The 25,541-nt window shown below is 58.5% G+C and carries 23 protein-coding genes; 5 read left to right on the top strand and 18 right to left on the bottom strand.

Annotated features, from left to right (window positions below):
• Positions 1-137 precede the first annotated feature (137 nt).
• Positions 138-377 (top strand): hypothetical protein, encoded by a 240-nt coding sequence (locus CHY22_RS00985; RefSeq protein ID WP_089571736.1) that lies wholly within the window; start codon positions 138-140, stop codon positions 375-377.
• Positions 378-383: 6 nt separating this feature from the next.
• On the opposite strand, the gene CHY22_RS00980 is transcribed toward CHY22_RS00985, so the two are convergent.
• From CHY22_RS00980 to ileS, 11 genes are all read right to left on the bottom strand, one after another.
• Complete coding sequence (locus CHY22_RS00980; RefSeq protein ID WP_089571734.1) at positions 384-1,796, bottom strand: AI-2E family transporter; 1,413 nt, start codon at positions 1,794-1,796, stop codon at positions 384-386.
• The gene (locus CHY22_RS00975) at positions 1,793-2,584 is read right to left on the bottom strand and encodes an RNA polymerase sigma factor SigF (RefSeq protein ID WP_089571732.1); all 792 of its coding nucleotides are present in this window, start codon (positions 2,582-2,584) and stop codon (positions 1,793-1,795) included. The genes CHY22_RS00980 and CHY22_RS00975 overlap by 4 nt, the downstream gene beginning before the upstream one ends.
• Before the next feature lies 1 nt (position 2,585).
• Complete coding sequence (locus CHY22_RS00970) at positions 2,586-2,963, bottom strand: ATP-binding protein (RefSeq protein ID WP_089571730.1); 378 nt, start codon at positions 2,961-2,963, stop codon at positions 2,586-2,588.
• Positions 2,956-3,543, bottom strand: a complete 588-nt coding sequence (locus tag CHY22_RS00965; protein WP_089571728.1) for a DUF948 domain-containing protein — start codon at positions 3,541-3,543, stop codon at positions 2,956-2,958. The genes CHY22_RS00970 and CHY22_RS00965 overlap by 8 nt, the downstream gene beginning before the upstream one ends.
• A 95-nt stretch (positions 3,544-3,638) precedes the next feature.
• A complete protein-coding gene (locus tag CHY22_RS00960; protein WP_168170407.1) occupies positions 3,639-4,988 on the bottom strand; it encodes a replication-associated recombination protein A in 1,350 nt (449 codons plus the stop codon).
• Between the two features lie 60 nt (positions 4,989-5,048).
• Complete coding sequence (locus CHY22_RS00955; RefSeq protein WP_089571724.1) at positions 5,049-6,296, bottom strand: HD domain-containing protein; 1,248 nt, start codon at positions 6,294-6,296, stop codon at positions 5,049-5,051.
• Positions 6,297-6,327: 31 nt separating this feature from the next.
• On the bottom strand, positions 6,328-6,750 hold the full coding sequence (locus tag CHY22_RS00950; protein ID WP_089571722.1) for a prepilin peptidase: 423 nt from the start codon (positions 6,748-6,750) through the stop codon (positions 6,328-6,330).
• A gap of 81 nt (positions 6,751-6,831) precedes the next feature.
• Positions 6,832-8,127 carry a glycosyltransferase family 2 protein gene (locus CHY22_RS00945; RefSeq protein ID WP_089571721.1) on the bottom strand — a complete coding sequence of 432 codons (1,296 nt, stop codon included), beginning with the start codon at positions 8,125-8,127 and terminating at the stop codon, positions 6,832-6,834.
• Positions 8,128-8,209: 82 nt separating this feature from the next.
• Positions 8,210-9,223, bottom strand: coding sequence for an RluA family pseudouridine synthase (locus CHY22_RS00940; protein WP_089571720.1), 1,014 nt, complete (start codon positions 9,221-9,223; stop codon positions 8,210-8,212).
• Positions 9,223-9,822, bottom strand: a complete 600-nt coding sequence (gene lspA, locus CHY22_RS00935; protein ID WP_233502795.1) for a signal peptidase II — start codon at positions 9,820-9,822, stop codon at positions 9,223-9,225. The genes CHY22_RS00940 and lspA overlap by 1 nt, the downstream gene beginning before the upstream one ends.
• 240 nt (positions 9,823-10,062) lie before the next feature.
• Positions 10,063-12,840 carry an isoleucine--tRNA ligase gene (ileS, locus tag CHY22_RS00930; protein WP_221696323.1) on the bottom strand — a complete coding sequence of 926 codons (2,778 nt, stop codon included), beginning with the start codon at positions 12,838-12,840 and terminating at the stop codon, positions 10,063-10,065.
• A gap of 509 nt (positions 12,841-13,349) precedes the next feature.
• On the opposite strand from ileS, the gene CHY22_RS00925 reads away from it, so the two are divergent.
• Entirely contained in the window at positions 13,350-14,432 is a 1,083-nt protein-coding gene (locus tag CHY22_RS00925; RefSeq protein ID WP_089571718.1) for an iron-containing alcohol dehydrogenase family protein, read from the top strand.
• A 512-nt stretch (positions 14,433-14,944) separates the two neighbouring features.
• The gene (locus CHY22_RS00920; RefSeq protein ID WP_089571717.1) at positions 14,945-15,547 is read left to right on the top strand and encodes a Type 1 glutamine amidotransferase-like domain-containing protein; all 603 of its coding nucleotides are present in this window, start codon (positions 14,945-14,947) and stop codon (positions 15,545-15,547) included.
• 551 nt (positions 15,548-16,098) lie between these two features.
• Here CHY22_RS00920 and CHY22_RS00910 read toward each other — a convergent pair.
• Together CHY22_RS00910 and ftsH are read right to left on the bottom strand one after the other, a co-directional pair.
• Entirely contained in the window at positions 16,099-16,560 is a 462-nt protein-coding gene (locus CHY22_RS00910; protein ID WP_089571715.1) for a DUF523 domain-containing protein, read from the bottom strand.
• Between the two features lie 76 nt (positions 16,561-16,636).
• Entirely contained in the window at positions 16,637-18,529 is a 1,893-nt protein-coding gene (ftsH, locus tag CHY22_RS00905; protein ID WP_199408706.1) for an ATP-dependent zinc metalloprotease FtsH, read from the bottom strand.
• Positions 18,530-18,621: 92 nt separating this feature from the next.
• On the opposite strand from ftsH, the gene CHY22_RS00900 reads away from it, so the two are divergent.
• Positions 18,622-19,107 carry a cob(I)yrinic acid a,c-diamide adenosyltransferase gene (locus CHY22_RS00900; protein ID WP_089571713.1) on the top strand — a complete coding sequence of 162 codons (486 nt, stop codon included), beginning with the start codon at positions 18,622-18,624 and terminating at the stop codon, positions 19,105-19,107.
• 32 nt (positions 19,108-19,139) lie between these two features.
• Here CHY22_RS00900 and CHY22_RS00895 read toward each other — a convergent pair whose 3' ends face one another.
• From CHY22_RS00895 to thyA, 4 genes are all read right to left on the bottom strand, one after another.
• On the bottom strand, positions 19,140-20,489 hold the full coding sequence (locus CHY22_RS00895) for an MATE family efflux transporter (protein ID WP_089571712.1): 1,350 nt from the start codon (positions 20,487-20,489) through the stop codon (positions 19,140-19,142).
• Between the two features lie 125 nt (positions 20,490-20,614).
• Positions 20,615-21,529: an RNA methyltransferase gene (locus CHY22_RS00890; RefSeq protein ID WP_089571711.1), complete on the bottom strand. Its 915-nt coding sequence runs from the start codon at positions 21,527-21,529 to the stop codon at positions 20,615-20,617.
• Positions 21,530-21,638: 109 nt separating this feature from the next.
• Positions 21,639-22,157 carry a dihydrofolate reductase gene (locus CHY22_RS00885; protein ID WP_089571710.1) on the bottom strand — a complete coding sequence of 173 codons (519 nt, stop codon included), beginning with the start codon at positions 22,155-22,157 and terminating at the stop codon, positions 21,639-21,641.
• A 9-nt stretch (positions 22,158-22,166) separates the two neighbouring features.
• The gene (gene thyA / locus CHY22_RS00880; protein ID WP_089571709.1) at positions 22,167-23,015 is read right to left on the bottom strand and encodes a thymidylate synthase; all 849 of its coding nucleotides are present in this window, start codon (positions 23,013-23,015) and stop codon (positions 22,167-22,169) included.
• A 166-nt stretch (positions 23,016-23,181) separates the two neighbouring features.
• On the opposite strand from thyA, the gene CHY22_RS00875 reads away from it, so the two are divergent.
• On the top strand, positions 23,182-23,946 hold the full coding sequence (locus CHY22_RS00875) for a DUF134 domain-containing protein (protein WP_089571708.1): 765 nt from the start codon (positions 23,182-23,184) through the stop codon (positions 23,944-23,946).
• 120 nt (positions 23,947-24,066) lie between these two features.
• On the opposite strand, the gene ffh is transcribed toward CHY22_RS00875, so the two are convergent.
• The gene (ffh, locus tag CHY22_RS00870; RefSeq protein ID WP_089571707.1) at positions 24,067-25,536 is read right to left on the bottom strand and encodes a signal recognition particle protein; all 1,470 of its coding nucleotides are present in this window, start codon (positions 25,534-25,536) and stop codon (positions 24,067-24,069) included.
• Positions 25,537-25,541: the final 5 nt, after the last annotated feature.

Raw genomic sequence — 25,541 nt, 5'->3', positions numbered from 1 at the left:
ACCGCGCCTGTGCAAAAAAGAGGGCCGCCAAACGGCGACCCTCCAGCGAAAGTGCACGTTATTTAGGTCTGTCAAATACTTTGAAAAAAATGATTTCGGTATAATTGCATATAAGAATCGTCCGGAAGGAGCGATCGATGAATAGCAAACGGTTTGTCGTGAATGCACTAACCTCGGTAGCCCTTTTAGCAATCTTCGCTTACTCGAGCTGGTATGTGAACCAGCCGAGATTTGGCTACGCATTGTACGCAGTAACATCTGGCGATAAAGCGTATTACACCCTAAGCGCAATTGACGCCATCTTTTTCTATGTGGCTGGCCCCTTATCAATCGCTTTGATCGCGTTTATTGTTATTTACAACATCAAGAAACGCTAACAGGGCCTATTTGGAATCCGAATCGTCCATGGAGCCGTCGATGCCGGTTTTGGTGTCGTCGTCCGTATTGGAATCGTCATCCTTGGCGAAGGGGTTCTTGAAAAAGCCTGTCGCGTCGGGCTGAAGCCCCGAGAGCTTGATCCAGGGATTATCGAGCTCGGGCTTGGGCATAGCCTTGGCCTCGGGTGCCGTCTCGTTGCCGATGAGCTCGGACTCATAGATGAACGTATCGTCTCCAAGCGCGTCGTAGGCGGCGACCGGGTTGCCCTCGGTATCGCGATACGGCGTGCCCTTAAACACGGCGCCATCGTATGCCACGAGCTGACGCCCGGTCTCGTTCTCAAAGTAGTAGACGAAAATGCCCTTGAGGGCCGCGCACAGCGGAATAGCGATAACCATGCCGATGGGACCCATGAGTGCCGAACCGATAACGAGGGCCGTAAGGCTCATGACGGGATGTACCTGCACCGAGCTCTGCATGACCTTGGGCGAAATGACATTATCGGTGACGTTTTGAGCCACCATGGTCACGACAAGCGTCCATAACGCCAGCATAGGGCTGAACATAAAACCGAGCACCGTGGCGATCGCCGCGCTCACCCAGGGACCGACAACCGGAACCAGGTGCATAATGCCGGTAAAGATAGCCATGAGTGCTGCATACGGATGGCCGATGATCGTAAAACCAATAAAAGCAAGAAAACCGCCACAGATCGATGTGATGACCATGCCACGCATGTAGCCGCCGACCGAACGCGAAAGGATGGCCACCATAAAGCGGTACGAGGTCTCTTTTTCCTGCCCGATGATGGTGCAGACCTCGTGGTGCATGCGGGGATAATCGCAGGCAAGCCAGTAGGCAAGCACCAGACCCAGAAAGATGACGAACAGCTGCGAGGCCGTGTTGGTAATGAGCGGGAACACACCGCGGCCGAGCTCAGCAGCGATTTGCGAGACGTACTTGGACGCTACGGTAACCAGCGAAGAAAGATTGTCGTCCAGATACTCCTTGAGCGGCGTGTTGTTGAGCGTCTTAGCGTGCGAGAGCATCTCGTTGAGATCGCCACCCGCAACACGAAGCTGCTCGGGCAGGCGGCTCAGAACTTCCATGATTTGACCGAGCAAAATAGGCGATAGGATGCAGACGACGCCGACGAGCACGGCAACAACCACAATGAGTGCGATGAGCGAACCGAGGCCACGTCCGACGCCATGATGCTCGAGCCAGTTGGTGATCGGAGACATCACAAAAGCGATGATGGAACCGACAGCGAGAAACTCGATGACCGGTGCCAGGATGCCCATAAGGTTAAAGATGACGGCAGCGATGACAATGCAGCCGACGACGCCCCAAATGCGCAGCGTCAGAATGCGGGTATCGCGAAGCGTGCGGTCGATTTGTTGGGGGTGCTCACTCATGAACGAATCATCACTCCGTCGGGGTCAATCTTATCTTGAATCTTCTTAAGGGTACGGCGCAGCAGGCGCGAGACCTGCACCTGCGAGATGCCAAGCTTCTTGGCAATCTCGATCTGGGTCATGCCCTTAACGAAGCGCAGCTCGATAACCTCGCGCTCGCGCGGCGAGAAATCGCGGATGGCTTCCTCGATTACCAGGCGGTCATCGGTAAAGTCGAGCTCGTTGTCGTCGTCGGCATAGCGATCGAGAATCGAAGGCGCATCATCGGAATCGGACGCACCGGGGGCCTCGATGGGCACCGAGGTGTAGGCCGAGGACGACTCCATGGCTTCGAGCACCTCGTCGACGGTCACGTCCAGGTAATCGGCGATTTCCTCAACCTTGGGCGAACGCTGCAGCTCGTTGGTGAGCTTATCGGTAGCCTGGTTGACCTTGGCCGAGAGCTCCTGCAGACGACGCGGCACGCGCACACTCCAGCCCTTGTCGCGGAAGTGGCGCTTAATCTCGCCCAAGATGGTGGGCGTGGCAAACGTCGTGAACTCGAGCCCGCGCTCAGGGTCAAAGCGGTCGATAGCCTTGAGCAGGCCCAGATAGCCGACCTGCAAAAGGTCATCGAGCGGCTCGCCGCGGTTCTTGAATTTGTTGGCAAGAAACCTTACCAGATTCATATGGGACATGACGAGCTGCTCGCGGGCATCCGGATCACCGGTCTCCTTATAACGACGAAACAGCTCGCGGGTTTTCTCCTTGTCCCAAGCGGTCTTGCCGCTCCGGGAACGTTCGGTCATATTAGATATCCGCCTTGAGGTCGAGGGAAAGCGTTAGGGGCGCCGCAGTCTTTTCGTAGGAATCGCACACGCTTGCAAGAATGAGCTCGGCATACACAGTAGCCTGGTCATCCTCGTCGACGGTGGCCTGTTCCCCAAAGGTAAAGGTCATGCCGACGTGAGATTCGTCCACATCGAAATTGATCGTGATGTCGTCGCAGTCGACCGCGGTGCACCCAAAGATGAAGGCTTCCTCGGCAGCCATGCGGATATCCTCGATGCGATCGACGGACATAGAGCACAGGGCGCCGACGTTGGCGGCCGTCATGCGCACCAAGCGCGCGAGACGAGGATCACCGGCAACGCTCAGCGTGATGGGGCAGGTTGCTTCACTACTCATCGCAGGACTCCTCGGAGGTCTCGGCAGGCGTATAGGTGTAATACTGAGCAGGCTTGGCTGCGGGCTTCTGAACATCATCGTCGTCAGCAGCGGCATCGTCATCGCCAATCAGAACGCGCTCAGTAGGCTGCTCGGCCTCGGCGGCGGCAGCGGCGAGCTTGCGATCGGCGTCGGCTGCAGGAGCCTTCACCTTATTGAAGAGCTTCTGCACGGCGCCAGCAGCAGAATCAGTCACGCTCGATACGGCATTGCTGGCCTCGGCCACGCTGCCCGTGACCTCGGAGATGTCGCGAACGACCGCCTCAACCTCAACGAGGTTAGACGTCAGGGCGTCAACGGCAGTCTTGCTCGACTTGAGGAGCGGCTCCATCTGGGCAAGTGCCGGCGTAAGCTCGTCAACGGCGCCATCGAGCTTTGCCACCACGGGCTGTGCCTCGGCGAGCGTATTATTGAGGTCACTCACCGTCTTGTCGAGCGAGTCGACGACGGTGCGGGTCTTGCGCAGTGTGAGTGCAAGCTCAACGACGGCCCACACGCCGGCAATGGCGAGCACCAGCAGGGCGATTTGAATGGGACTCATACAAGCCTCCCGAAGGAATCGAAATACAGACGTTTTTCATGGTACCCCAAAGAAGGGCAAAGATACCCAAAGGGAATGCGCGAGGCGCCAATGGCCTACTTGGGAGCGTTGCCGCTACGGTCGCGCTCGCTTTGCTCCACACGCCACTCTTCCCAACCGCGGCCGGCAGGCTGCCAGAACGCGCCGCGCTCCAACCCCTCGGGCAAATAGCGCTGATCGACCCAGCCTTCGGGATAATCGTGCGGGTACTTGTATACACCGTACTCGTCGCTGCCGGGACGGTGACGATCGCGCAGGTAGCTGGGCACCTCGCGAAGACCACTGCTGTGGATATCGGCCAGCGCCGCATCGATCGAAGCCTCGCACGCGTTGGATTTAGGCGCCAAGCACACATAGAGTGCAGCCTGAGCCAGGTTAATTCGGCACTCGGGATAGCCAATGACCTCGGCAGATTTAAATGCGGCATGTGCCACCAAAAGCGCCTGCGGGTCGGCGTTGCCAACATCCTCGGAAGCCTGAATCATAATGCGGCGAGCGATAAACTTGGGATCCTCCCCCGCATCGATCATGCGCGCAAGCCAATAAATGGTGGCATCGGGATCGCTGCCTCGCATGGACTTGATGAACGCGCTAATAATGTCGTAGTGCATATCACCGTTTTTGTCATACGAAAACCCACGACGCGGATTGGCGATCTTCACGTCATCCACGGTAATGGGATAGCGTTCCCCCGCCGCCGGCGCTGGCGTTCCCTCAGTATCGGGACGCGTAACGGCAATCTCACTCGCAAGCTCGAGCGTCGTGAGCGCCGAGCGCGCATCACCCGCGGCCAGCGTGCAAATGGTCTTGACTGTATCCTCATCGGCCGAGAACTTACCGTTTAAACCCTGCGGCGCCTCGAGCGCACGCTCAATGAGCATGGCGATATCCTCGTCCTTCAGGTGCTCAAGCTCTACCACACGCCCACGCGAGAGCAATGCCGAGTTGACCTCAAAGTACGGGTTTTCCGTCGTGGCGCCAATCATAATGACGGTGCGGTTCTCGACCGCATGCAGCAGGGCATCTTGCTGCGACTTCGAAAAGCGATGGATCTCATCGATAAACAGAATGGTGCGGCGGTCGTAGGTGTTCAGACGGGTCTTAGCCTCATCGATTACGCGGCGCAGGTCCTTCACAGTGCCCGTCACGGCGCTGACCTCGACAAACTCGCTCTTGGTATGGTTGGCGATAATGTGGGCCAGCGTCGTCTTGCCCGTGCCAGCCGGGCCGTAAAGAATCACGCTCGACAGCACGTCATGCTCAATCGCGGCGCGCAGCCACGAGCCCTTACCGACGGCCTTTTGCTGACCCACATACTCGTCGAGCGAATTGGGGCGCATACGCACCGCAAGCGGCGCATTTTTAAAGGAGCGCTCGCGCGTCGAAGCAGAAAAAAGGTCGTCCATAGCCATCCCGTGCATTAATCAAAATCGTTGTTGACCAACAGTATACCGAAAGGATACGAACTACCGTTCGTTAATATAGGTGCGGTGCGGAAACTTTAGACCTGGGAACAATTTGCTCGTCAGCTCGCAGAAATAACCATCCGTCATGCTTGCGATGTAATCGACGACGGCCTGATCCTTGTCGTCCTGCCAAGCATAGGTGCGATCGTAGTAGGAAAGCTGCTGCTCAATGCGCGAAACATGATGCTTAAAGATGTAAGAGGACTCGTCGCCTTTATTTAGATCCTGCAGGCAACGGTCGTAGAGCTTTTCGAAGGCCTCACGCAACTCTGCCTCGGAATCGCCTTCGATACCGCCCTTGCTATAGATCTTCTCGTAGTTCTCGCGCTTCGCCCGGCGGATCTCCTCAAACAGGTCCTCGCTCATCTCGATACGCGGTTTGCCATAGCTATGCTCAACGATATCGATGGAAGCGTGCGTGAGAATCCAGCTGTTATAGGCGCCGCCCCGACCATCGTCAAAAGCGTCGGGCGACAGCAGGCCCGCCGCAATGGCGTCCTGACGATCACGACCGACGTAGGCGAGGATATCCGAGATACGCACCACACAGCCCTCGAGGGTCATGGGGCGCAGGTGCTCGATCGCGCCATAGCCCGTGGCGATGCAGTCCTCGACGGTACGGTCGAACTGGTCAAACGACGCCATGTCCGAGAGTTCAAAGACACGCTGCTCGTACTCGCCGTTATGGCACAGCACGCCGTCGAGCGTCTGGAGCGACACGTTGCGGCCGTACAGCGCGTCGAGCACGCGGACGGACTGCACGTTATGGAAAAAATAACGACCCGTACGCTCGTGATAGATATCGTTGAGGAAACGCTCGCCGGCATGGCCAAAGGGCGTGTGGCCCAAATCGTGGCCCAGGCCAATCGCCTCGATCAAATCGCAGTTGAGGCCCAGGGCGCGGCCGATATCGCGCGCAATGCGGGAGACAAGCTGCACGTGCAAACCGCGGCGTGACAGATCGTCATTGCTACGGAAGCTAAAGACCTGCGTTTTGCCTGCATAACGAGTGTACGCCGGAAGATGAAGTATCTTTTCGGTATCGCGCATAAACGCCGGACGCATAAGCGTGCCTTTGTCGGAGGCGCGATCAATACGACGAATGACCTGATCGTCGTTGCAACGATACGGGTTAACATAGCCCGAAGCACGATCGGTGGCAATGCGCTCGAAAAGTTCGGGCGACAACGCCGAGGGAATACGGTCCATGCGCGCCTTAATGACGGCCGTTTCTTGATTAGTTGCCATGGCATGCTCCTTAAAAAGGATGCGCAATCGGTTACAATGTCCAGCCCACGACCTCGATTATGGCAAATATCGGCACCAAAAACGGGAGCAATGGCAGGGAGCGCGATTTTGTGAAGAGGCAGGAGAGGGCCAGGACCAGGAGCGCAACGGCAAATGCCACGATGCCGCCCAGAGGGTCGAGCGTGCAAAGCGCGAAAAGCGCCTTGGCATCCCCCATGCCGATGCCGGGGGCCTGGCGGAAACGCCGCCAAAGCGACTCGGTCAGCACAAGGGAAAGGTACACGATAACGGCAGGACCGGCGTGGTCAAGCGCCGTATTCAAGCCCCTGTCCAGCCAAACGCCTGCAAACGCCGCCACGGCGCATGCGGCGGCAAGCGCGTTGGGAAACCGCCGTTCACGGACATCAATCACCGCACCGGCAAAGGCGCAGATCCAAAAGGGAATATAGACCATTGAACACCTCCCGTGGCAGTCACTCAAAAGCAAAAACCACCACAAAGGTGCCTGTCCCCTTCGTGGTGGTTTTGGTGGTGGTTATTTAGCACCCTGCATGACCTCGTCGAGGGTAACGCTGACGGCATGCTGCGTCGGGACCCAGTCGACCTTCAGGAACAACGCAGCCACCGTGATGGGGATATAGCTGAACATAAAGATCGGGAAGGTAAACAGGTTGGTCACCAGGCGCCACTTTTGCGCACAATGAATGTGCTTGTACTCGAAGATGGTCGTAAGTAGCGCCAGGATAAAGAAGGTCTGATACATCATCGCGAAGGTCATAATGAGCGAGGCGGCACAAGCCTGCATCTCAACCTCGGTAGCCAAAAAGCCATGCGAAAGACCACCGACGATCAGGAACGTGGCGTTGGCGAGCATCGAAATCAGCGATAACAGCATACCAGGGGCAATCGTCATAAACATGTCATATGCGGCAAAGCGATGATAGCGGAACGTCGATTTGACCAGATGCTTACCGTAGGTAAAGAACACCTGGTAGAAGCCCTTGGTCCAGCGCATACGCTGCTTCCAGGACGCCTTAAACGTCACCGGCTGCTCGTCAAAAAACTCCGCCGGCGCATAGCCAATACGAATGCCGTGAATAGCGCAGAACGTGGTGAACTGAATATCCTCGGTCAGCGTATGGAACTGCCAGCCGTGCATACCCTCGATAACACTGGCGGAGATGAGGTAGCCCGAACCCGAGACGGCACAGGACGTCTTGCAGATATTACGCGCGTTGTTAAGGAAACGCGCCTCGCGCAGGTACCAAGTGGCGTTGGCAGCCGAGATCCACGAGCTGCCAAAGTTCTTGGAGTTGCGGTAGCTTGTGACCACATGGAAGCCCTGGTCAAAGGCGTCATTCATCTTGGAGACGTAATCGCGGGAGATAACGTTGTCGGCATCGAAGATAAAGTAGCCCTCAAAGGTATCGGGATACTCGTTAAGAATGCGGTCAAAACCAAAGTCCATGACCCAGCTCTTACCCTTGCGGGCCAGGTCGTTGCGCTCATAAACGATGGCGCCCGCCTCGCGCGCGAGCTGCGCCGTATTATCGGTGCAGGCATCGGCGACCACGAAGACCTCGATAAGCTCGGACGGATAATCCTGGTCCTTGATGGAGCGAACGAGGTTGGCGATAACGGCCTCCTCGTTATGCGCCGCGATAAAGAAGGCATAGCGGTGGAGTTTTTTGGCCTTGGGAGGCGCGACCTCGCCACGAAGAGCGCCAATGACAAAGAAGACCACCTGGTACAGAAAGCAGACCGTGAGTAGCGTAACCACAATCTGGTTAAAGATCACGATGGGCGTGTTAGTTTGTAAAAAGGCGAGCATGCAGGCTCCCGAGAACGCGTTACGTAAACAACCGTATATCTTACCGTAGGCTAACCGAGTTCAAGAAACCACCTAATACTGGTTAGGCTTCGAGCAGACCGAGCTGCGGAACGATTTCGTCGCCGGCGGCAGTGCGGCCGAGCGAGCGCGGGGCTAAGTCATCCAGAACGGCGGCGAGATCCCACGGCAGCTCATCGCGGCACTCAATGCGCTCCCCCGTCACGGGATGATCGAACGCCACACGCCAGGAATGGAGGAATTGCCTGGTCAAACCCTGGTCGGCACGCGCATCGCACTTACCGTAGAGCGGATCGCCCACGCAGGCGTGGTTGATATGGCGCATGTGCACGCGAATCTGATGCGTGCGACCCGTAAACAGGTGGCACTCGACGAGCGTATAGCCATCGTCAAAACGCGTGGAATCGAAGCGCTCGAGGACCCTAAAGGTCGTAATGGCCTGGCGCGCGAAAGGATCGTCCGAAACCGCCATCTTGACACGGTCGCGCGTAGAACGGGCAATGCCGGTGTTAATGGTGCCCTCGTCCATGGCAATGTGGCCGTGGACGAGCGTAATGTAGCGGCGGTCGAGCGTGCGCGTGCGGATGAGATTCTGGAGCGCGCGCTGGGTGTCGTCGTCTTTTGCCGCGAGCATAAGGCCCGAGGTGTCACGATCCAGGCGATGCACGATGCCGGGGCGGTCCTCGCCCTGCACGGTGCCCAGATGGTCAATGCCACAGTGATAGACCAAGGCGTTCGCAAGGGTGCCGCTCTCGTGGCCATGGGCGGGATGGCACACCAGACCGCGCTGCTTGGAGAGCACGATGAGGTAGTCGTCCTCGTAGCGGATATCGAGGGGAATGGCCTCGGGAATCACATCGGTGGGATCGTGCGGCTCGGGCAAATCGACCGAAATACGGTCGCCGGAGCGCACGGCATACTTTTTTGACAGGCATGTCTCGCCGTTGACGGCAACGGCACCGCCCTCGATCAGATGCGCGCAGGCAGAGCGCGTAGGGCAGCCGTCATTAGCGCCCAGATAGGCGTCAAGACGCTGACCAGCGGCATCGTCGGCAACAAGGATATGGATGTCGGCCATTAGCGCTCGCTCCTTTCGCGAATCTTGCGGGCACGCTCCCCACGCTGCTGGGCCTTGCGCTTAGCGCGGGCCTCGTCACGGGCGTTGAGTTCGGCGGTCGCGTCGACCTCACGGGCCGCAGGACTCAAGAACATGTAGCCGATGAGGGCAAGCACCACACCGACCGTAATGCCGACATCGGCCACATTGAAGACGGGGAAGTCGATGAAGGTGGTGGCAATAAAATCGGTCACAAAGCCAAAAGCCAGACGGTCGATCGCATTGCCAATGGCGCCGCCCACGACCATAGCCATGCCCACAACCTCAAAGCGAGCAAGCTGGGGCGCGCGAAGCAAGTACACCGCGATCGCAACGATAACGACAAACGCCAGCACGGCAAACGCGAGGCCATGTCCCTCGCCCATGCTAAAGGCAGCACCGATGTTACGCACGAAAAGGAAGTCGATCACACCGGGGATAACAGTCACATGTAGAGCATCGCCGACGGCACGAACCGCAAGCTTGGTCAGCTGGTCAACAAGCAGCACGGCCAACGCCACGCTACCAGCAACACCCAACCGCCAACGCAAGGGCGGCGTCATATCCGCAGAACGACCCAAATCAATCCCCTACCCTCAAAAACATCGAATTACGTTTAACGCAAAGCAATATCTTATATTGACCAGCAACGAAATAGCCGATGATTCATTACCGACAGCGAAAACCCGCCAGAGCGAGCAAGGTGCCTTGAAACGAGGCGGCATTGATCTTTTGATCATGCCGCCGAAGTTGAAAGGCAGATTGCCGCTCTGGCGGGTTTGCAGCGTCAACCGGTTACGCGGTTTGGTAAAACCGCGTAACTACAAGGCATTCGCACACCTCTCGCAGATGTGAGCGTGGCCGTTGTACTCGCCGACGGTGGTGCGGTAGTTCCAGCAACGGTCGCAGCACTCGCCCTCGGCAGCCTCGATGGCAACGGAAAGCTCCTCGCCCTGCGTCAGTTCAACATCGGAGACGATGTAGAACTCGGCCAGGTCGACGGCCTTATCACCGGTCAGCAGCGCGTACATCTCAGCGGGAACGACCGCCTTGACGCGGACCTGCTGGCTCTTGGTGAAGGTGCCAGCGGAGCGGGCATCCTCAAGAGCCTTGGTCACGGCGCTACGGAGCTCGAGCGAAGCCTCGAGCACGCCCTCAAACTCATTGGCCTCGTCAACCGTGATGGGCGACTTGTACCAATCGAGCAGCGCGGCGTACTTCTGGTGATCGACGCAGCCGGCAGGCGCATACGCCATGGCCTCGTCGACGGTGTAGGACAGAATCGGCTGCAGATCGCGCATGAGCATCGAGAAGAGCTCAGCGAGCACGGTCTGGGCGCTGCGGCGCTCGAGCGAACCGGGCTTGTCGCAGTACAGACGATCCTTCAGGGCGTCGAGGTACACGTTGGAAAGCTCGGTAACCACGAAGTCGTAAAGCGCACGGTAAGCGCGCGGGAACTCGTAGCAAGAGTAAGCGTCGTCGACCTCGGCCTGGACCTGGGTCAGACGGGCAACCATGAGCTTGTCGAGCGGCAACAGGTCGGCAAAGGCGACGCCGTCGGTCTCGGGCTCAAACTGACCCTCGAGCTCGGAGAGCAGGAAGCGCAGCGTGTTGCGGAAACGGCGATAGGCATCGGACGTACGAGCGAGAATCTCGTGGTCGATGGAGACGTCGGAGCTTGTGTCGACGGAGGCAACCCACAGACGGATGATGTCAGCGCCCATCTCGTCGCAGACCTTATTGGGGTCGATAACATTGCCGAGCGACTTGGACATCTTGCGGCCCTGGCCGTCGAGGGTGAAGCCCTGCGAGACGACCGCCTTGTACGGAGCGTGGCCGTTGGCGCCCACCGAGGTGAGCAGTGAGCTCTGGAACCAACCGCGGTGCTGGTCAGAGCCCTCGAGGTAGACGTCCGCCGGGTACTCCAGCTCGGGACGGTACTCGCAGACGGCCTTCCAAGACACGCCGGAGTCCCACCACACGTCAAGGATGTCCTTATCAGCCTTGAGGTGATGGCCACCGCACTTGGGGCAGACGCAGGCCTCGCCCAGATAGCTCTCAGGAGCGTCGGTGAACCAGGCGTCGGAGCCCTTCTCGTGGAAGAGTTTGATGACGGCGTCGAGCGTGGCGTCGTTCATGACCTTCTCGCCGCAGTCGGCGCAGGTGTAGCTGGGGATAGGCACACCCCAGTTGCGCTGACGGCTGATGCACCAGTCGGGACGCTGCTCGACCATGGCGCCAATGCGGTTGGCGGCGTGGGCCGGATACCACTTGACGTTCTCGCGGACCTCTTTGCCAGCCTGCTCGCGCAAGCCGGTCTTGTCCATCGAGACGAACCACTGGTCGGTAGCACGGAAGAGCACCGGGTGCTTGCAGCGCCAGCAGTGCGGATAGCTGTGCGTGATCTTCTTCTCGAGGACCAGGGTGCCGCGCTCGCGCAGGAACTCGATAATGTGAGGGTTGGCCTCATCGGTATCCATACCGCTGAAGGGGCCACCGGTACCAAACTCCTCGCCGGTGTAGAACTTACCGTCGTCGTCAACCGGCATGCAGATGTCGGTGATGCCCTCCTTGAGGCAGGCAAAGTAGTCGTCGACGCCGTGGCCGGGCGAGTTGTGGACGATACCGGTACCGTCATCGACGCCGACGTAATCGGCCAGCAGCGCCACGCCCTCAACGCCGTCAAAGATCGGCTGCTTGTAGTGGATGTGGTGGAAAGTCTCAGCGGGAACCACATAGGGCTTGCCGTCGACCAAAACCGGGGTGTACTCCCAGCCAAACTCCTCGCAGCACTTGGGAGCCAGGTCTTCGAGCATGACCTCGGCACGGCCCTCGTGTTCAACGGCGACGTAGGCGGCACCGGGCTTGAGGGAAACGGCCTGGTCGGACGGGATGGTCCACGGCGTGGTCGTCCAGATGATAAAGTCGACCGGGCCGTCGAAGTTCTCGAGGCCGGCGGGCTTGGAGGTCATCTCAAAGCGAACGAAGATGGAGGGGCTCGTCTCGTCGGAGTACTCTATCTCGGCCTCGGCGAGTGCGGTGTGGCAGTGCTTGCACCAGTGGACGGGCTTGTGACCGCGATAGATCATGCCCTTATCGAACATGGCCTTAAAGACCTCGATGTCGGCGGCGTCATGCTGGTGATAGAGCGTCAGGTAGGGGTTGTCCCAGTCGCCGAGCACGCCCAGACGGCGGAAACCGGCCTTCTGCAGCTCGATGTTCTCGACCGCGAACTTGTTGCAGAGCTCGCGGATCTTAGCCGTGGAGGTCTGGTTGAACTTCTCGGTGCCGAGCTTCTCCTCGACCTTATGCTCGATCGGCTGACCATGGCAGTCCCAACCGGGGACATAAGGGACCTCATAGCCCTGCATCATCCAGTAGCGGTTGATCATGTCCTTGGAGATCTTGTTCATGGCATGGCCGATGTGGATCGGGCCGTTGGCGTAAGGAGGGCCGTCGTGCAGCACGAATTTCTTGTGACCCTCGTTCTTCTTCAGAACCTGCTCGTAGACCTTGTTGTCCTGCCAGTCCTTGAGTCGCTTAGGCTCGGACTTGGAAAGACCGGCACGCATGGGAAAACCGGTCTTGGGCAGATTCATCGTCTGCTTGTACTCGTTTGCCACGGTACCCCTTTCATGTCGTGGGCGCGCACGCCCGTTGGGCACCAAAAAAGCGCCCGTCCCTACAAGCTGGGACGAAGCGCCACAAAACGGACTTTGTGCCCGCAAAAGCTCTTCGCTTAACCACCCAGCTTAGATGCCCTCGCCCGCGTTATCGCGCGCTCGCATCCGTTACTCGGCTGGCCTGTATCGACGACCATCTCGGCGATGTCTACTAAGACGTGCCGACACGGCGCGTCCGTTGGGACCGCAGCTCCGGGGTGATTTTCATCGGTCGCATGCACGGGTTCTCAGCGCTCCCCGCTCTCTGTAGCATGCGGACGGCCGACTACTCGTCCCCATCAACGCTTATGCGCTGTATGGTAGCACGGTCAACGCCGACGAAAAACCCTCAACATCGGTTTCATACTTTAGAAACTTCTCGCGTCGCAAGCACTCACTTGGGGCAAAATACCTGAAAGCACTTTATCTAACGAAAGAAGGCTGCTATGCGCACGATTGGAATGAGCGACTACACCGTCGGCGAGGACTGCTTTGACGAGCTGCCAGGCGCGATGGACGAGTACGGAGCGACCAAGGTCGCGATTATCGGTGGTAAACGAGCACTGGCAGCGGCGCTTCCCGGTATCGAAGCGGCGCTGGAGGGCACCGACGTCGAGATTCTGGAGACGCGCGTCTACGGCACCAACAGCACGCGCGCCAATATCGCCAAGGTTGTGAACTCCACTGCCTGCCAAGAAGCCGACGTGCTCATCGCATGCGGCGGCGGCAAGGCGCTCGACACCGTCAAGACAGCGGCCATCGAGCTCAAGAAGATCGTCTTTACGGTACCGACAATCTGCTCCAACTGCTCGGCCGCGACCGCCATTGCCGTTGTCTACAACGACGACGGCTCGCTCGAGGGCTATTCGTACCCAAACCGCCCCGCACACATCTTCATCAACCCCAAGATCATTGCCGAGGCTCCGGCGGAGTACTTCTGGGCCGGCGTGGGCGATGCCCTGTCCAAGCAGCCCGAGGTCGAATACGCCACGAGCGCCGGCAACCTGGAGCACACCGCCGGACTTGGCCTGGCACTCGCGCACACCTGCTCCGAGCCGCTGTTTACCTACGGCGTGCAGGGTCTTGAGGACGTTCGCCAGAACCTGTCGACCGAGGCCGTCAAGCAGATCGCGCTCGATATCGTGGTCAACACGGGCTATGTCTCCAACCTGACCAACCAAAACGATTACTACTACAACTCGAGCGTGGCGCATGCGTTCTACAACGCCACCTGCAGCATTCCGCGCGAGGGCACCTACCTGCATGGCGAGGTCGTGAGCCTGGGCGTGCTCGTGCTGTTTGCCTACACGGGCGATACCGAGAACCTTGAGCGCTACGCAGCCTTTAACAAGCAGATGGGCCTGCCCGTGACGCTAGAGCAGGTCGGGCTTTCCGAGACCGACATCCTGGCCCTGTGCGAGTACGCGCACGCCACCAACGAGTGGAAGCAGGGAAACCCCGAGCCCTTCACCGACGAAAAGTTCGCCGCTGCCATCAAGGCCGCCGACGCTTACGGCCACACGCTCTAGGACTGGCCCAAAACCACCACAAAGGGGACAGGCACCTTTCTGGTGGTTTATTATTGCTCCAGCATTCAGTTCGTACTCGAACCCGATTCTTTACGAGAAAGGGTTCGGGTACGTTTTTTGTTAATCGGAAATTCTGCGGAAGGACTACTCGGAACGGTAAACAGGAACGAACAGAGGCAGGGTATCATCGTGGTGATGGTATCCCGCCTTTTGTTTTGCGGGATCAAGGTCGCTTTATGCGAACTTGATCGCCACTTATATGGGGCATTGATGGCAATTGCATCGTACGTGCATACCGGGAGCCTGTACACCTCTGGCAAGGCGTAAAACACTAGACTTTGTTCCAAAGTCCGTGTGCTAAGGGGGCAGGCCTCTTAGAATTCCTGTGGAGTGTGTACGCACGTACGCAGGAAAACGGCAAAATTTCGCTATATCAGGGCGTTCTTTCATTGGAGAGTATGGTATACACGGCTTAGTTCAACAAATAAGAATATAAATAAAGGAGAATATTGATGAAACTGTTTTTATGTTCTCACTTTTCAAGTGTAGGAAGTCTGATAAAGGAAGAAATTGAAAATAAAAAAGTCGCATTTATTCCAACAGCTTCGCTGCGTGAAGGCTACACCGGTTATGTCGGCTCGGCTCGAAAATTATTCAAAAAGCTGGGAGCAATCGTAACTGAAATTGATATTTCAACGGAGGCTTATTCAACGATACAGTCTCTTTTTGAAGATGCGGATGTGATCTATTTTACCGGCGGAAATTCTTTTTTCCTTATAGACCAGCTCCGTAAAACGGGAACGGATGAGCTGTTGAAGAAAGAATTGGCAAAGGGAAAACTGATGATTGGTGAATCGGCAGGTGCGATTGCATGCGCTCCAAGCATCCAATATATCGAGCAAATGGATGAAAAGCCCGAGGACTACTCACAAGAAGATGATGCAGGGCTTAATTTGATTGATTTCTATGTTCTTCCGCATTTTCTTACAGCACCATTTAAGAAAGTTACCGAGAAAAAAATGACTGAGTTTTCGGATTTGAATCTATGCCCAATTAACAACCGTCAGGGAATTGTAATTGATGGTGAAGGTTCAAAGGTAATTTGCAAAGACTAATTTGAAACTACCAGTTTACTGCACTCGTTCCTAGCAGGGTTTGGGGCAGGCACGCCCCAACAAAAAGCTGTCCCAAAGGGGCAAGAATGGGGACTGCGGACGATTTCTTGGACCGTTACGCGGCCCTTCCCAGCGCGGAGCGGAACTCAGCCGGCGTGCGGCCACCGAGCGCATCGCTGCGCCTCTCCGTATTATATCGACCGATCCAGCCCCCGAGCTCCTCGATGAAGCGGGCGGGGGGTCCAGTCCGACCAGTCCCTGCCGTGCCAGAACTCCTTCTTGAGCAGGCCGAAGAAGCCCTCCATCGCCGCGTTGTCCGGGCTGCAGCCCTTTGCGGACTGGATTGGCTACACTGATGTGGACAGTTCCGGGAGGGGCGCAAGAGACGGGAAGGCCGCGTGCGCGTTCCTGCGCGAGGGCCGCGGGGAGGGGCTGCCTGGGTACGGCGCCTGTCAACTCGGTCTACGTCTTTGATGACAGGGTCGTACTCAAGATCAACTTCACGGATGATGCCAAAACGGTCACCCGTGAGGAAGTGTTGGGTTCGAGTGCTATGGACAATGTTCCAGCATGCTGGGATCGAACTCGCTAGCCGGAATCACACGGTACCCGTGACGCAGCAGCAGATCGACGAAAACGCCGTTGCCCGCGGTGAGCGTACCGCTGAAGGTTCCGTCGTAGATACGGCCTACACCACACGAAGGGCTACGGTCCTGTAAGACGCACGCAGCGATCTCGGACGGGCCGCCCGCCTGCTCGCACATATCGAGCGCGCGCTCTGCACCCAGGCGAAACTCGCGATCGACCGAGATGCCCTCGCAGGTACGAACCTCGCCGTTCACAATCTCGGACGGCTTGCGCGGTGTGGGCAAGCCACCAAAAACCTCGGGGCACACCAAGAGAACCTCGGTCCCCGTTCGCTCGCAGGCCTCGACCAACGCGCGATGGTAATTGTCGAGCCCGTTATATTTGCAGCTCTCTCCCATCAAGCAGGCACTCACCACGATCTTCATATTCAACTCTCCCCACGCAAAACGCCCCATTTGAGATGGACACTCAAATGGGGCGATAGACACTGCGCAACCAGTATTACTGCTGCTTTGGCATCAGCGGATTCTCACGCGTGAGGAGATTCATAAACTCCTCGCCCGTGATGGTCTCCTTCTTGTACAGATAACGAGCCAGCTCGTGGAGCTTAAACTTGTTCTCCTTCAGGATCTGCAGGGCACGATCGTGCGCATCCTCAATCAGCTTGGCGACAATCGCGTCCACGCGCTCGGCCGTACCGGGAGCGCAGGTAAGCGACGTGTCCTGGTTGAGATACGCATTCTGAACGGTACCGAGCGCCATCATGCCAAACTCATCGGACATACCAAAGCGCGTCACCATGTTGCGGGCGAGCTTGGTGGCCTGCTCGATATCGTTGGCCGCGCCGGTCGTCATCTCGCCAAAGATGAGCTCCTCAGCAGCGCGTCCGCCGCAATAGACGGCGAGCTTGTCTAAGACCTCCTGGCGTGTGGTCAGGAAGCGCTCATCCTCCTCGACCTGCATGGTGTAGCCAAGAGCACCGCTCGTGCGCGGCACGATAGTGATCTTCGTGACCGGCGCAGAACCCTTCTGGCGAGCGGCAACGATGGCGTGGCCGATCTCGTGGTAGGAAACGACCTGCTTCTCGTGGTCGGACAGCACCGTGGACTTGCGCTGCTGGCCGGCGATGACGACCTCCACCGACTCCTCAAAATCGTCCTGCGTGGCGCGCTTGCGGCCTTCGCGAACTGCGCGCAGGGCGCCCTCGTTGATGATGTTGGCAAGGTCGGCGCCCGAGGCACCGGGCGTGGCGCGGGCGATCGCGGTCAGATCGATCGGGGGCTGCGTCTTAACGCTCTTGGCATGGAGCTCAAGAATGTTCTTACGTCCGGTCAGGTCGGGCAGCTCAACGGGAATGCGGCGGTCAAAGCGACCGGGGCGCAGCAGGGCCGGGTCAAGGCTGTCGGGACGGTTGGTCGCAGCGAGGACGACGATACCCTTGTGGTTATCGAAGCCGTCCATCTCGGTCAGCAGCTGGTTGAGCGTCTGCTCGCGTTCGTCGTTGCCGCTAAAGCCACCGCCATCGCGCTTCTTGCCGATGGTATCAATCTCATCGATAAAGACGATACACGGGGCCTTTTCCTTGGCCTGCTTAAACAGGTCGCGAACCTTGGCTGCACCGCGGCCGACGAACATCTCCACGAACTCAGAACCCGAAATGCTAAAGAACGGAACGCCCGCCTCACCGGCAACAGCCTTGGCGAGCAGGGTCTTACCGGTGCCCGGAGGGCCAACAAGGAGAGCGCCGCGCGGCAGCTTAGCGCCGATCTCCTCGTAGCGCTGCGGCTTCTCCAGAAAGTCGACGACCTCCTTGAGAGATTCCTTGGCCTCTTCCTGGCCGGCGACGTCCTTAAAGGTCACGCCGACATCCTTGGAGGCAATCACGCGCGCGCCGGACTTGCCCAATCCACTGCCGCCAAAACCACCGCCGCCAAAGTTCATCGAGGGACCGTCATCACCCATGGCCTTCTTCATGCGGCGGTTGAGCCACCAACCGATGAGGAAGAAGATGGCCATGGGAAGGATGAGCGTGAGCAGGTAATAGGTCATCAGACCCGAGTTTTTATCGGGAACGACCGATTCCAGGGACGCACCGGATTCAAGCACGCGATCGGTAAAGCCCGCATCGTTCGGCACACCGGTCGTCTTGTAGGCGATGTTCTCGTCCTCGCCCTTCTTGGTGTAATAAATCGTGTAATCGTCCGTGTTGTACTCGACCTTGTCGACACTCTTCTTATCGAGCGCTTTGACAAACGTCGAATAATCGGTCTTCGTAATCTGCTGCGTGTGACCGATGTTGGGGAACAGAACGGTCGAGAGCACGAGGTAGACGACGAAGGCGATGAGCACGTAGAGGATCATATTCCGTCTACGTTTGTTGTCATCCATCTCCATCTGCTTGAACTCCATCTACTGGGGTTGATAATGCTATCTAGAATACCCAACCCGAACGGCGATAAACCGACGCCGGGCACGAAAGGACAGAGATGGCATCACTGGAAGTCGGCAAGGTTCAGATCTACACGGGCGACGGCAAGGGCAAGACGACGGCTGCGCTGGGGCTCGCGCTGCGCGCCACGGGCTATGGACTTAACGTGCTCATGCTTCAGTTTGCCAAGAAGCTGCACTGCGCCGAACATGACGCAGCACCTCGATTAGGGCTACGCATCGTACAGGCCGACCGCGACACGCCCGAAGCCTGTGCCGCACAGATCATGGAGCTGGCGCGCGAGCAGATTGGCCAGGTCGACGTGCTGATCTTGGATGAACTGGGAGAAGCCATGCGACGGGGCTTTGTGACGCGCGAAGATGTCGAAGCGTTGATCGCGATGAAGCCGACCACCACCGAGCTCGTGCTCACCGGCCGCGGCTTGCTGCCCCTCGCCGACCTTGCCGACCTAGTAACCGAAATGCGCCCCGTCAAACACTGCTTCGACGAAGGCCTCCTAGCCCGCCAAGGCATCGAATACTAAATGATCCGAAGGGGACGGAGGAAAACGGATCATTAGGCGGTGGCGCGGCCGAGCCAGTTGCCGCTGTGGTGGTAGATGGTAAACATCGTGGCCGTGATGAGCCAGGTTACGGGGTAAACCAGCAGCAGGTGCTCAAGCGACGGATCGAACGGCATAATCGCAAACACCCAGATCACCCTGAGCACGACGGTGCCAAAAATCGTGAGCAGCATGGGCTGCAAGCTCACGCCGGCGCCGCGAATGGAGCCCGACGCATTTTCGATAATCGAGAAGATCGCGTAGAACGGCGCGATGAAATGAAGAATCGTCGTGGTGTACGCCGAAATCGAAGCATCGTCGACAAACAGACGCGACAACGGGCCCGAGAACACCATCAGCACGGCAGAGAGGCCACCGATCAGCGCAAACGAAAGCACGAGCGACGTGTGGTAGCCCTTGCGCATGCGCTCGTAATTACGCGCGCCAAAGTTCTGCGCCGAGAACGTAGTGATCGATACGCCGAGCGCCTCGGTCACCATCCAGATAATGCCATCCAGGCGCCCAGATAGACCCCATGCCGTGGTGACATCGGCACCAAACGAGTTGACCGACATCTGGATCAGCACGTTCGAGATCGAATAGGCAGCCGATTGAAAACCGAGTGGCAGACCGCACGAGATCATACTCTTACAAATACCGCGATCGATGCCGAGCTTAGACAGCGAAAGACGCCATGCACCCGGAGCGCGCATCATGCGCAACACGATCATCGTGGCATTGGTGCAGATAGTCAGCGCCACCGCGATGCCGCAGCCCAGCGCTTCCATGTGCAGCACGGCGACAAAGAGAATGTCGAGTGCAACGTTGACAAAGCAGCCGGAGGCAATAATGACCGCCGGACCGCGCGTGTCGCCCACGGCGCGCAACAACGCCGTCCCCATATTGAGCAGCAGCGCCGCAAACATGGCGGCAAAGTAGCAACGGGCATACGCCACACCCTCGGCCAGCAGCTCATGCGGCGTATTCATCAACACAAGCATCGGCTCGACAAACACCATGCCCAGAATGGAAATGACAATGCCGCCCACCAGCGCGAGCGTCATGGCCGTATGGACCGATAGGCTCAAGCGCTCGTCATCGTGCTGACCAAAAAACTGGCCGGTAATAACGGCACAGCCAGCACCAACACCGACGCAAAAACCAATGCAGAGCTCCGTAAGCACCATCGTGGCCTGAATGCCACCCAGCGCTAGCTTGCCGCCAAACTGACCGACGATATAGGTACCGATAAGCGTGTATGCCTGCTGAAAGAACGAACTAAAGAAGATAGGGACGCACAGCGACAGCAGCTGCTGCCAAATAACGCCCTGCGTTACATCGATAGCCGTAGATTTCTTAGCCACACGCCCTCCCCACCAGCGTACGTCAAACAACAAAACGGCAATTTAAGACCAAAGCCAATACCAGCTTAGCACCGACCGACGTCGGCCGAAACGCCCCGAACCAGAGCCCGGTGCGAACTATCTGCCTAGTGATACAGACCCGGCTGGTAGTGGTACTCGTTGCTCACATGCGGGCACAGCTGCCAAAAGGCAACAGCACTTGCCGCGGCCACGTTGAGTGAATCGACCCCATGCGCCATCGGAATACGCACGGCGCGGTCGCAGCCTGCAATGGTCTTGGCGCCCAAGCCAGCACCCTCGGTGCCCATAAAGATTGCCAGGCGGTCAATCTCCTGGAGCGCGGGATCGTCCAGCGAAACGGAATCATCCGTCAACGCCATAGCAGCACACGAAAAGCCGGCATCGTGCAGCGCCGCCAGCCCATCATGCGGCCATAAGCGCACCTCGCTGCCAATGCGCGTCCAGGGCACCTGGAACACCGTGCCCATGCTCACGCGGGCCGAGCGACGGTACAGCGGGTCACAGCAAGTGGGGCTCACCAAAATACCGTCGACGTTCAGCGCAGCCGCCGAGCGGAAAATCGCACCGACGTTGGTGTGGTCGACAATGCCCTCGAGCACGCACAGGCGCACCGGGCGCTCCCCCGCCGCCTCGACGACGCCGCCCAAGAACTCATCAACCGGAATCTGTCGCGGGCGACGAAATGCCGCGAGCGCACCGCGCGTCACGTTAAAGCCCGTCAGCCGCTCCATAAGCTCCATCGAGGCCACGAACACGGGAACCGGACCCGCGCCCTCGCGCACAACCAGGCGCTCAAACAGCGGCATCATCTGATCGAGCCAGCGTTCGCCCAAAAGAAAGCTCACCGGCTGGTATCCAGCGCGCACCGCGCGCTCGATGACCTTGGCACTCTCGGCGATAAAGATGCCCTTTTGCGGCTCCAGCACGCAGCGCAGCTCGCGCTCGGTCAGTCGCACGTAGGCATCGAGCCGCTCGTCCTCGAGCGAATCGATTCGCAGCACCTCAACGGCATCAGTCATAGCAGCCAGCCCGCACCCTTCTTTACAGCACATCTATACCAAACGAGGCGACGCTAAGCGCCGCCCCATGCATTCAAACAACCCGATGATACCGTTCACGCCAGACGATTTACGCATCAACGCGACGATACGTCACGAACTCATAATCGACACCCTCGTCGCCCTCGCCCGAGGCAATCGTGGCAGCACCGCCACGCCGCGCAATCTCCCACGCGGGATCGGCGTCCAAGTCGGGAAAGCACGTGTCCACGGGATGGACGCAGTGGTTATGCGTGACCTCGGCCTCCACGCAGTACGGCAAAAACTGACGATACACCTCGCCACCGCCGATCACCCACGCAACGGGTTCATAGGCCACGGCGGCGAGCGCTTCGTCAACGCTATGCACCACGTCGACGCCCTCGGCAGCAAAGTCCTCATCGCGCGTGAGCACGATATTGCGGCGGTTCTTGAGCGGACGCCCACCGGGAAAACTCAACAGCGTCTTGCGACCCATAATGACCGGACAACCCTTGGTGCATGCCACAAAATGACGCATGTCGGCACGGTTGGACACGACCATGTCGCCCTCGCACCCAATACCCCAGTCATCGCACACGGCGACAATGGCAGAAAGCTTACACGTCATGCGCGTCACCTACACCGCAATGGGGATGTTCTTGACCTGCGGGCCGTGCTCATAGCCCTCGACAATCAGGTCGTCGGTCGTAAACGCATAGAAGTCATGCACATCGGGGTTAAGCGTTACCTTAGGCGCGGCAAACTGCGGACGCTCGATAAGCTCGCGGACGATATCGACATGACGGTCGTAAATGTGGGCATCGGCAATCACATGCAGCAACTCGCCGGGAATCATATCGACCGACTGCGCGACCATCATCAGCAAAATGGCGTACTGGCACACATTCCAGTTGTTCGCAGCCAAAATGTCCTGGCTGCGCTGGTTGAGAATCATGTTGAGCGTCGGTTTATCATCCTGCGGGCGCTGCGTCACGTTATACGTCACGCTGTAGGCGCACGGATACAGGTGCATCTCGGACAGGTCGCTAAACACGTAGGTATTCGTCATAATGCGGCGGCTGTACGGCGTGTTCTTAAGGTCGTACAGCACGCGATCCATCTGATCGAAGTCACCCTCGGCATAATGGCTCTTCTGCCCAATCTGATACCCGTAGGCCTTGCCGATGGAGCCAGTCTCGTCGGCCCACTCATCCCAAATATGGCTGTTGAGGTCATGCACGTTATTGGACTTCTTTTGATAGATCCACAGGATCTCATCCATGGCAGATTTGAGGGCCGTACGACGCAGGGTAAGCGCCGGAAACTCCTCACGCAGGTCGTAGCGTGCCGTGACGCCAAAGTTTTTAATGGTATAGGCAGGGGTGCCGTCCTCCCACACCGGGCGGACCTTTTGGCCCTCGGTGGTGGTGCCATGGTCCAGAATATCGCGGCACATGGCTACAAACTGTTGATCAGCCTTGCTCATTGACCCTCCTGTCAGTCGCCTATAAGCGAGATTCATTGTAGCCCAGGCGCAAGCGGCCCCACAGCCCTAACATAAGCCCTCATTTTCTGACATATGCCAGAAATTCCTTGCGTAAATCCGCACGGTCGTTATTCTATTGTTGACATATGTCAGATATGGAGAGTGTATGGCGGGAAGACGTGAAAAATTGCGCCGCGTCGGGATCATCCCCGAATATCGCGGTTTTACCCCCGATGGCCTTGCCAGCGGAGAGGCCATCGACATGACGGTCGACGAACTCGAGGTCCTGCGGCTATGCGACCTGGAAGGCCTCAATCAGGAGGCCGTCGCAAAGCACATGGGCATCGCGCGCGCCACGGTGGCGGCAATTTGCAGCCGAGCGCATCGCAAGGTGGCAAATGCGCTGGTCAATGGTCGGGCGCTCATCATCGAAGGCGGCAATATCGCGTACTCCCCCATTACCACGGCAACGGCCGTATGGCCAGCAAAGGAGATCGACACCATGAGGGTGGCAACGACGTACGACAACGGCAGCATCTTTATGCACTTTGGCCGCAGCGAGCAGTTCAAGATCTACGACATCCAGGATGGCAAGGTGCTCAACGAACAGGTCGTGGGCACTGGCGGCACCGGTCACGGCGCATTGGCGGGCCTGCTTGCCAACGGCGGCGTCGACACGCTTATCTGCGGCGGTATCGGCGGCGGCGCCATCAACGCACTCACCCAGGCCGGCATCACGGTCTACGCGGGCGCCCAGGGCAGCTGCGACGCCTGCGTCGAGGCCCTTATCGCGGGCACGCTCGCGCAGACCGGCGAGGCCACCTGCGACTGCCATGGTCACGACCACGAGCACGCCCATGAGCATGGCGAGTCCTGCGGCTGCCACGGCCATCACGAGCACAAGGGCCACGAGGGTTGCGGCTGCCACTAGCGGCACGGCACCGCGAGCTCGGGGCGCGACGCTGAACGCAGCCCAACTATCAAAGCCAACAACAAAGGCCACCCGGTAGCTTCCGAGTGGCCTTTGCCATATCAAGCTGGAATTACAGCTCTATTTCTTATTGCGCATCTGCGCTTCCATCTGGCGCAGCAGGTCCATGTCGGACTTGGGGCCACCCATGCCGCCTATACCGCCCAGACCCATGGCATCCAGGCCGGGAATATTGGGCATGCGCATCTTTTTGCCCTTCTTGCCCTTCTTGCCCTTCTTGCCGCCGGCCTGCGCCTGATTGGCCATCGTGCGCATGCGGCCCATCATCTTATTCATCTCGCCCCACTGCTTCATAAGGCTATTGACCTCGGTGGGGGTCACGCCGGCGCCCTTGGCAATGCGAGCACGGCGCTGGCCGTTGATGATGGAGGGGCGCAGGCGTTCCTCCTTGGTCATCGACATGATAATGGCCTCGTTCTTGTCAAAGATGCCCTCGTCCAGGTTTCCACCCATCTGGTTGAGCGCGCGCTGGCCACCGGGAAGCATTCCCAGGATGCCCTTCATGCCGCCCATCTTCTTAACGGCCTTCATCTGGTCGAGCATGTCGTTCATGGTAAAGCCCTCGCGCAGCATGCGCTCGGCGGCCTCGAGCTGCTCGGCATCGGCGGCCTCCTGGGCCTTCTCGATGATGCCGACGACGTCGCCCATGCCCAAGATTCGCTTGGCCATACGGTCGGGGTAGAACGGCTCCAGCGAATCGGGCTTCTCGCCCATGCTCACGAACTTGATGGGCTTGCCGGTCACCTGGCGCACGGAAAGCGCGCCGCCACCACGAGCATCGCCGTCGAGCTTGGAGATGATCACGCCGTCAAAGTCGGTGCGCTCGGCGAAGGTCGAGACGACGTTGACGATATCCTGGCCGGTCATGGCATCGACGACCATCAGCACCTGATCGGGCTTGACGGCCTTCTTAATGTCCACGGCTTCCTGCATCATCTGCTCGTCGATCTGCAAACGACCGGCGGTATCGACGATGACCACGTCACGCAGGTGGTCGACGGCCTCCTGAATAGCGCCCTTGGCGATGTCGACCGGGTGTGCACCGTCGCCACGGAAGACCGGCACGCCGATCTCTCCGCCAAGCGTGGCTAGCTGGTCGGCTGCGGCGGGACGGTAGACGTCGCACGCGGCGAGCAGCGGCGAGCGGCCCTGCTTCTTGAGCAGGTAGGCCAGCTTTACGGCCGCCGTGGTCTTACCGGAGCCCTGCAGGCCCACGAGCATGATGACGTTGGGGATACGGTTGCTAAAGACGAGCTTGCTCTCGGTGGAGCCGAGCATCTCGGTGAGCTCGTCGAGCACGATCTTGACGACGTTTTGCGCCGGCGACAGCGACTCCATGACCTCTGCGGTCATGCAGCGCTCCTTGGTCTTGGCGACGAACTCCTTGACAACCTTAAAGTTGACGTCGGCTTCGAGCAGCGCCATGCGAATATCGCGCATGGCCGAGGTGATGTCGGCCTCGGTCAGCTTACCCTTGCCGCGCAGGCGGTCAAATGTGTCATTGAGGCGATCGCTCAGAGAATCAAACACTAGTC

Source organism: Collinsella sp. TF06-26, assembly GCF_002232035.1.
Classification (GTDB): Bacteria; Actinomycetota; Coriobacteriia; order Coriobacteriales; family Coriobacteriaceae; genus Collinsella.
The sequence above is the reverse complement of the archived record's forward strand: the minus strand, read 5'-3'. Positions and strand labels throughout refer to the sequence as shown.

Excerpts from the sequence above, each read along its gene's own strand:
- CHY22_RS00975 (WP_089571732.1), bottom strand. The coding sequence starts at position 2,584 with ATGACCGAACGTTCCCGGAGCGGCAAGACCGCTTGGGACAAGGAGAAA.
- CHY22_RS00950 (WP_089571722.1), bottom strand. The coding sequence starts at position 6,750 with ATGGTCTATATTCCCTTTTGGATCTGCGCCTTTGCCGGTGCGGTGATT.
- thyA (WP_089571709.1), bottom strand. The coding sequence starts at position 23,015 with ATGAGCAAGGCTGATCAACAGTTTGTAGCCATGTGCCGCGATATTCTG.
- CHY22_RS00945 (WP_089571721.1), bottom strand. The coding sequence starts at position 8,127 with ATGCTCGCCTTTTTACAAACTAACACGCCCATCGTGATCTTTAACCAG.
- CHY22_RS00900 (WP_089571713.1), top strand. The coding sequence starts at position 18,622 with ATGGCATCACTGGAAGTCGGCAAGGTTCAGATCTACACGGGCGACGGC.
- CHY22_RS00925 (WP_089571718.1), top strand. The coding sequence starts at position 13,350 with ATGCGCACGATTGGAATGAGCGACTACACCGTCGGCGAGGACTGCTTT.
- CHY22_RS00890 (WP_089571711.1), bottom strand. The coding sequence starts at position 21,529 with ATGACTGATGCCGTTGAGGTGCTGCGAATCGATTCGCTCGAGGACGAG.
- CHY22_RS00955 (WP_089571724.1), bottom strand. The coding sequence starts at position 6,296 with ATGGCAACTAATCAAGAAACGGCCGTCATTAAGGCGCGCATGGACCGT.
- CHY22_RS00985 (WP_089571736.1), top strand. The coding sequence starts at position 138 with ATGAATAGCAAACGGTTTGTCGTGAATGCACTAACCTCGGTAGCCCTT.
- CHY22_RS00980 (WP_089571734.1), bottom strand. The coding sequence starts at position 1,796 with ATGAGTGAGCACCCCCAACAAATCGACCGCACGCTTCGCGATACCCGC.
- CHY22_RS00920 (WP_089571717.1), top strand. The coding sequence starts at position 14,945 with ATGAAACTGTTTTTATGTTCTCACTTTTCAAGTGTAGGAAGTCTGATA.
- CHY22_RS00885 (WP_089571710.1), bottom strand. The coding sequence starts at position 22,157 with ATGACGTGTAAGCTTTCTGCCATTGTCGCCGTGTGCGATGACTGGGGT.
- CHY22_RS00965 (WP_089571728.1), bottom strand. The coding sequence starts at position 3,543 with ATGAGTCCCATTCAAATCGCCCTGCTGGTGCTCGCCATTGCCGGCGTG.
- CHY22_RS00960 (WP_168170407.1), bottom strand. The coding sequence starts at position 4,988 with ATGGACGACCTTTTTTCTGCTTCGACGCGCGAGCGCTCCTTTAAAAAT.
- CHY22_RS00910 (WP_089571715.1), bottom strand. The coding sequence starts at position 16,560 with ATGAAGATCGTGGTGAGTGCCTGCTTGATGGGAGAGAGCTGCAAATAT.
- ileS (WP_221696323.1), bottom strand. The coding sequence starts at position 12,840 with ATGAATCTGCCCAAGACCGGTTTTCCCATGCGTGCCGGTCTTTCCAAG.
- CHY22_RS00940 (WP_089571720.1), bottom strand. The coding sequence starts at position 9,223 with ATGGCCGACATCCATATCCTTGTTGCCGACGATGCCGCTGGTCAGCGT.
- CHY22_RS00875 (WP_089571708.1), top strand. The coding sequence starts at position 23,182 with ATGGCGGGAAGACGTGAAAAATTGCGCCGCGTCGGGATCATCCCCGAA.
- ftsH (WP_199408706.1), bottom strand. The coding sequence starts at position 18,529 with ATGGAGATGGATGACAACAAACGTAGACGGAATATGATCCTCTACGTG.
- CHY22_RS00970 (WP_089571730.1), bottom strand. The coding sequence starts at position 2,963 with ATGAGTAGTGAAGCAACCTGCCCCATCACGCTGAGCGTTGCCGGTGAT.